At 66.4% G+C, this 5,361-nt stretch carries 7 protein-coding genes; 2 read left to right on the top strand and 5 right to left on the bottom strand.

Annotated elements, in window-relative coordinates; all coding sequences use genetic code 11:
* Together sepF and proC are read left to right on the top strand one after the other, a co-directional pair.
* Positions 1-272: cell division protein SepF (sepF, locus tag QZ184_RS09865; protein ID WP_296419372.1), on the top strand; the 272-nt coding region annotated here is incomplete at its 5' end.
* Complete coding sequence (proC, locus tag QZ184_RS09870; protein ID WP_296419374.1) at positions 269-1,084, top strand: pyrroline-5-carboxylate reductase; 816 nt, start codon at positions 269-271, stop codon at positions 1,082-1,084. The genes sepF and proC, both read left to right, overlap by 4 nt.
* Here the strand turns inward: proC and plsY are convergent.
* Genes plsY through QZ184_RS09895 form a run of 5 tightly spaced genes read right to left on the bottom strand, consistent with a single transcriptional unit; the run spans position 1,081 to position 5,202 of the window.
* Complete coding sequence (gene plsY, locus QZ184_RS09875; RefSeq protein WP_010315139.1) at positions 1,081-1,734, bottom strand: glycerol-3-phosphate 1-O-acyltransferase PlsY; 654 nt, start codon at positions 1,732-1,734, stop codon at positions 1,081-1,083. The two genes, proC and plsY, sit on opposite strands and share 4 nt — an antisense overlap.
* Positions 1,731-2,630, bottom strand: a complete 900-nt coding sequence (locus tag QZ184_RS09880; RefSeq protein ID WP_296419378.1) for a DUF3086 domain-containing protein — start codon at positions 2,628-2,630, stop codon at positions 1,731-1,733. The genes plsY and QZ184_RS09880 overlap by 4 nt, the downstream gene beginning before the upstream one ends.
* Entirely contained in the window at positions 2,627-3,028 is a 402-nt protein-coding gene (locus QZ184_RS09885) for a DUF3119 family protein (RefSeq protein ID WP_296419381.1), read from the bottom strand. The genes QZ184_RS09880 and QZ184_RS09885 overlap by 4 nt, the downstream gene beginning before the upstream one ends.
* Positions 3,025-3,798 (bottom strand): ABC transporter permease, encoded by a 774-nt coding sequence (locus QZ184_RS09890; protein WP_010315145.1) that lies wholly within the window; start codon positions 3,796-3,798, stop codon positions 3,025-3,027. The genes QZ184_RS09885 and QZ184_RS09890 overlap by 4 nt, the downstream gene beginning before the upstream one ends.
* A gap of 12 nt (positions 3,799-3,810) precedes the next feature.
* Positions 3,811-5,202, bottom strand: a complete 1,392-nt coding sequence (locus tag QZ184_RS09895) for an MFS transporter (RefSeq protein ID WP_156797823.1) — start codon at positions 5,200-5,202, stop codon at positions 3,811-3,813.
* Positions 5,203-5,361 lie beyond the last annotated feature (159 nt).

Below are 5,361 nucleotides of genomic sequence, written 5' to 3' on the forward strand. Positions count from 1 at the left end.
CCGTGATCCTCAACCTCACGATGATGGAGCCCGATCAGGCTCAGCGCGCCGTTGACTTCGTGGCCGGCGGCACCTTCGCCATCGACGGACACCAAGAGCGTGTCGGCGAGAGCATCTTCCTGTTTGCCCCGAGCTGCGTCACCGTCACCAGCGCCGGCAGTGAAGAGGCCTCTGCCCCCACCGTGGCTCACCGCGAGAGCGTTGATGAGCCCCAGCAGGACATCGCCCCCACCCCCGCCTGGGGCCGTGAGTACGGCGCGAACGTCGGTTGAGCCTCACCTCCCCCTCGACCTTCGGGGTGATTGGCCTGGGCCGCATGGCCCAGGCTTTGCTATTTCCGTGGCTGGAGAGCGGCCTGGTGCAGCGTGCTTCGGTGCGCGCCGTCGTCGCCTCCCAGGCCTCGGCCCACCGTCTACAGACTGAGCACGCGGGCCTTTCGGTGAGCGTCGATGGCCGTGAAGCCTGGGCGGCTCCGGTTGTGATGCTGGCGGTGAAGCCTCAGCAGCTCGAGGCCGTGGCAGCCGCGGCTCCAGCCCCCGCTCCCGGTGTATCGCCGCTGCTGATTTCCGTGTTGGCGGGGGTGAAGCTCGAGCGTTTGCAGCGCCTGTTCCCCGGCTGGCGTGTGGTGCGCTCCGTTCCCAACACCCCCTGCCTGGTGCGCGCTGGCCTGACGGCCTTGGCCTGGGGCGAGGGTCTTGAGGCCGAGCAGAAGGATTGGCTGCTGGAGTTGTTTGCCCAGGTGGGTGAGGTGCTGGAGCTGCCTGAAACGCAGCTCGATGCTTTCCTCGCGCTGACCTCATCGGGACCCGCGTTTGTGGCCTTGGTGGCTGAAGCCATGGCGGATGGGGCGGTGGCCTCCGGCCTGCCGCGGGCGCAAGCTCTGCACCTGGCCCATCGCACCTTGGCGGGGACCGCCGCGCTGTTGCATGAGCAGCAGTTGCATCCCGCCCAGCTCAAGGACATGGTGACCAGCCCGGGCGGCACCACCATTGCCGGGGTCCGCGCCCTCGAGCAAGCGGGGCTGCGTTCGGCCTTGATTGAGGCTGTCGTGGCCGCCGCAGAGCGCAGCCGCGCGCTCGGTTAGGCCTCTTTTTTCTTGTCCCCCAGGCGGGGCTCGGTGCCCGCAGCGATCCGGCTCAGGTTGCTGCGGTGCCTCCAGATCACCAGTACGGCCGCGACGATCGAGAGGCTCAGGTAGGCCGGACGGATCGCCTCTCCCAGGGAGGCGAAGCGCGCCAGCATCAGCAGAGGCAGGCTCAGGGCGGCGAGCACGCTCGAGAGGGAGACGATGCGGCTGACGCTGATCACCGTCAGGAAGACCCCGAAGGTGGCCAGGCCGACGGGCCAGGCCAGGCCCAGCAGCATCCCCAATCCAGTCGCAACGGCCTTACCCCCACGCCAGCCCAGCCAGATGGGCCAGATGTGGCCGGCCAACGCCGCTAAACCGGAGGCGACCACCCACCAATCACTCAGGGCGTTGGTGCCATCGGGCTGGAGTAGGGCTTTGGCCAGGAGCACCGCGGCGGTGCCCTTCAGCACATCGATCAGGAACACCACCAAGGCGGGGCCCTTGCCGATTTGGCGTAGGACGTTGGTGGCGCCGGTGGAGCCGGATCCCAGGGTGCGGATGTCGACTCCCTTGAGCCAACGCCCCGCCAGGTAGCCACTGGGGAACGAGCCCAAGAGGTAGGCCAGAACCAGGGTGAGCAGAGGCGCGATCACGAAGTCGGTCACAGCAGGTCATCCTCCAGGGCGAGCTCGGTGGGGCTGCCGGCAAAGGCCAGCCAGACCGGGAATTGCAAGATCGGCACCTCGACGGCCGGCTCGGCCGCGTCCACCACGATGAAGGGGAGTTCGCCGCGCTCCTCCAGGCGGTCGGCCCGTTCGATCAGGGCATCGGCGCGCTCGAAGAGAACAATGCCGCTGCTGGGCCCAAAGTCTTCGCGGTTCAGGCCCAGGCAATCCTGCAGGCCCCGGCGCCATTCCCCGAGGCGCTCGGGCATCCCCGCCAGCACCAAGGTCTGGAAGCGCTCGCCGTAGAGCTCGCCCAGGATCGAGATGGCGGCGGCGGTGGTCAGGGTATTGCGGTTGCGGCTGCCGCAGCTGGGTTGGGCTCCGCGGCCCCCTTGGGCCAGGAACCAGTCCTCCAACAGGGCCGCGCCGCCGGGCTCCAGGCTCCGGCGCAGTTTCCAGGGATCGGCGTAGAAGTCGGCCTGGCCTTGGAAGCTCTCGAGGCGATCGCGAATCAGCGCTTCGTCATTGCTGAACAGCCCCGCCGGTGCCGGAGCAGGGATCTCAGCCGCCGCTGTGGCTTGGGCTTCGGCTGCGGCGGCTTGATCCAAGGGAGAGGGCTGGACCACCAGGGGCTGGACCACCAGCTCCATCTGTTCGGCGGAGACCGCCAGTTCCTGGAGGGCTCCCACCAGATAGTCCTGGAACCCCTTCACCCGCCGGGCGATGGAGTCGGATTGGCCGGCAAAGCTGCTTTGGATCTCCTGCTGCAGTTGATCCCGGCGGCTGCTCAGCTCGCTGATCTCCTGCTGCAGGGCATCGCGCTGCTGCCGCAGTTCGCTGGTGGCTAGGGCCGTCCAGTCGTCCGGTTGTGTTGTGTTGGTGGCGTCGTCGCTCATGGCTGGGCGCTCACGTGGCGGTTGAGCTGCTCGCGCAGGCTGTTGGCATCAAACAACACGGGTAGGAAGTGAATGCTCTGCTGTTCACGGAAATAGAACAGCACAGGGAATGGCCCCCAGAACACCGTCCAATTGAGCCATTCGCTGTAGGGGAAGCGGCGCAGGACGCTCTCGCCCCGCCAGACGATCAGGGCCTCAGCGCAGAACTGCAGGCGCAGGATCTGGCTCTGGACCAGCAGGAACAGGCCAAAGACGCTGACCAGCGCGGCGGCCCAAACGTTGAGCAGCAGGCAGGCCAAGCCCAGCAGCAGGACCCCCAGGGGCACCCAGATCCGCGGGGCCAGGATCGTGCCCTGATCAGGGTTCGGACCGGATCCAGTCACGGTTGCAGGACTCATGAACCGAAGAGCAATTGGGTCAGGACCACATCCATCAAGGACACGGTCACCAGGATCATCACCACGGCGCCAGTGGTGCTGGTGCCGACTTCCTTGGGGCCGCCCCTGGTCGTGAGGCCCCAGCCGCAAGCGATCACAGCAATTTGAAGGCCGAAGACACCGGCCTTCAGCAGCATCGCCGGCAGGTCCGAGGGCTGCATCCAGCCGCGCACGGAGGTCCAAAAGACATCCGGCGGGATGTTGTAGAGGATGGCGCTGCTGACTTGACCCGACCAGATCGCCACCCCGAAGAAGGCGAGGCATTGGACAGGGGTCATGACAACCATGGCCAGCAGACGCGGGACGACGAGGTACTGGACCGGGTCGGTGCGCAGCATCGTGATCGCGTCGATCTGTTCGGTGACCTTCATGGTCCCCAGTTGGGCGGCATAGGCCGTGGCCACCTTTCCGGTCACCAGGGTGGCGGTGAGGATCGGTGCGATTTCACGGGCCAGTCCCAGGGCCAGGATCCCGCCCACGGTTGATCCCGCGCCCTGCTTGACCAGCTCCGAGGCGGCCTGGATGTTGAACACCGTGCCTGCCGCCAGGCCGGTGATCAGGATGATCAGGAAGCTGCCGGGACCGGCCTCCATCAATTCGGCGATGAGGTCATTCGGGTTGATCTGGCCCTTGGCCAGGGCCGAGACGGCTTGACCGCCAATCAGCAGGCTTTCCCCCAAGCGGGTCAGCCAGCGGGGGCGAAGCCAGGCGGGAAGGCGGCGGGCAGGCATGCGATGGGGTGGCTAGCTGGCTTGAAGATGCAGGCCCCTCTCGGGCCAGCGGCGCGTCACCACTAGCCCAAGAACCACCAACACTGCGGGAATGATGCCCATGCACAGCCGGATCGCCACTAGGGCGCTGGCTGGTTGGGCGGTGTTGGCGAGGGCTTCGTCGTAACCGCTGGCGCTGAGGACCATGCCCAACAGGGCAATGACGACGCTGATGCAGACCTTTTGGGCCAGGACCATCCAGGCGCTGTACTGCCCGGCGGGCTTCTCCGGGTCCGCGTCGATGGCATCGGGCAGCAGCGACCAGGGAATGAGATAGGCCGTCGAGGCGCCGATGCCGGCCAAAACGATGGTGACCACCAGCAGGACCAGCTTCAGCAGGTTGCCGGTGGCCAGCAGGGGCAGGCTGCTGTTCAGGGGCTGGAGCACCATCACCAGAAGGCAGCCGATGATCCAGAGCAGCCCCCCCTGGCGCAGGGCCTGAAGGCGTCCGGCCCGATGGGAGACGTTGTTCCAGAGCCAGAGCCCCCCAAGGGAGCTGAGCAGGAAGGGCAACAGGATCAATTTGCTCAGCCCCTCGGGCACCTGGAGCACGACCGGAAGGAAGAAGAGTGAGACGGCCTGCATCAGCTGCAGGGAGCACCAGAGCAGCAGATAGAGGGCCAGCACCATTAAGAAGCGGCCGTTCTGGGCCACCCGCCGCAGCAACTTGCGGGTGGTTCCGGGGGTGGGTTCAGGCCGTTGGCAATTGCGGGCGGCCGGCAGCAGGCCCCAACCGCAGAGCAGGCCCGAGAGGCTGATGATCACGCCCGAGACCAGGCCAACCGGCAGATAGGTGGAGGGATCACGAAGATCGCTCACCAGCACCCCCGCCAGCAGGGCCGCGGTGATCGTGGCCAGGATCGAGCCGGTGAAGCGGGAGGTGTTCAGCCGGGTCCGCAGTCCGACGTCGGTGGTTAGTTCGGCCGCAAGGGCTGTGTAGGGGAGATTGACGCAGGTGTAGAGGCTGTTGGCGACTACGGAGACCACCAAAAAGACCCAGAACTTGGTCCAGATGTTGTCCCAGGGGGGCAGCCACCACATCAGTGCCATGGAGGCACCCAGGGGAACGGCGCTCCAGAGGATCCAGGGGAGACGTGGGCCGAGTTTGGTGTTGACGGTCTTGTCGCTGAGCCAGCCGACGATCGGGTCATTGACGGCATCCCAAAGCCGCCCGAGCCCATAGGCCAGGCCGGCGAGCCAGGGGGGAAGACCCGCGGCGACGTAGAAGCGCAGTAGATAGAAGCCAATCAGGGAGGCGCCCATGCCCGTGCCGACGTCCCCGAGGCCATAGGCCCAGAGCAAGCGTTGACGTGGTCTGCCCCGCAGATCAACGGCATCGCTAGGGGCTTGAGGCGTGGCGGCCAAGGACGCTGTCCCGAACGCAGGTCATAATGCTCTAGTCAGCGCGAAACCCGATCCGCTGGCGTTCAGCACCGAACGCTCCTAGTGCGTTTGTACTGCTGCGGGCTTAGTTTAGTGGTAAAACCTCAGCCTTCCAAGCTGATGATGCGGGTTCGATTCCCG

This window comes from Vulcanococcus sp. DEBay_Sum22DG08_74, assembly GCF_017852955.1.
Taxonomy (GTDB): domain Bacteria; phylum Cyanobacteriota; class Cyanobacteriia; order PCC-6307; family Cyanobiaceae; genus Vulcanococcus.

Excerpts from the sequence above, each read along its gene's own strand:
- QZ184_RS09885 (WP_296419381.1), bottom strand. The coding sequence starts at position 3,028 with ATGAGTCCTGCAACCGTGACTGGATCCGGTCCGAACCCTGATCAGGGC.
- QZ184_RS09880 (WP_296419378.1), bottom strand. The coding sequence starts at position 2,630 with ATGAGCGACGACGCCACCAACACAACACAACCGGACGACTGGACGGCC.
- QZ184_RS09890 (WP_010315145.1), bottom strand. The coding sequence starts at position 3,798 with ATGCCTGCCCGCCGCCTTCCCGCCTGGCTTCGCCCCCGCTGGCTGACC.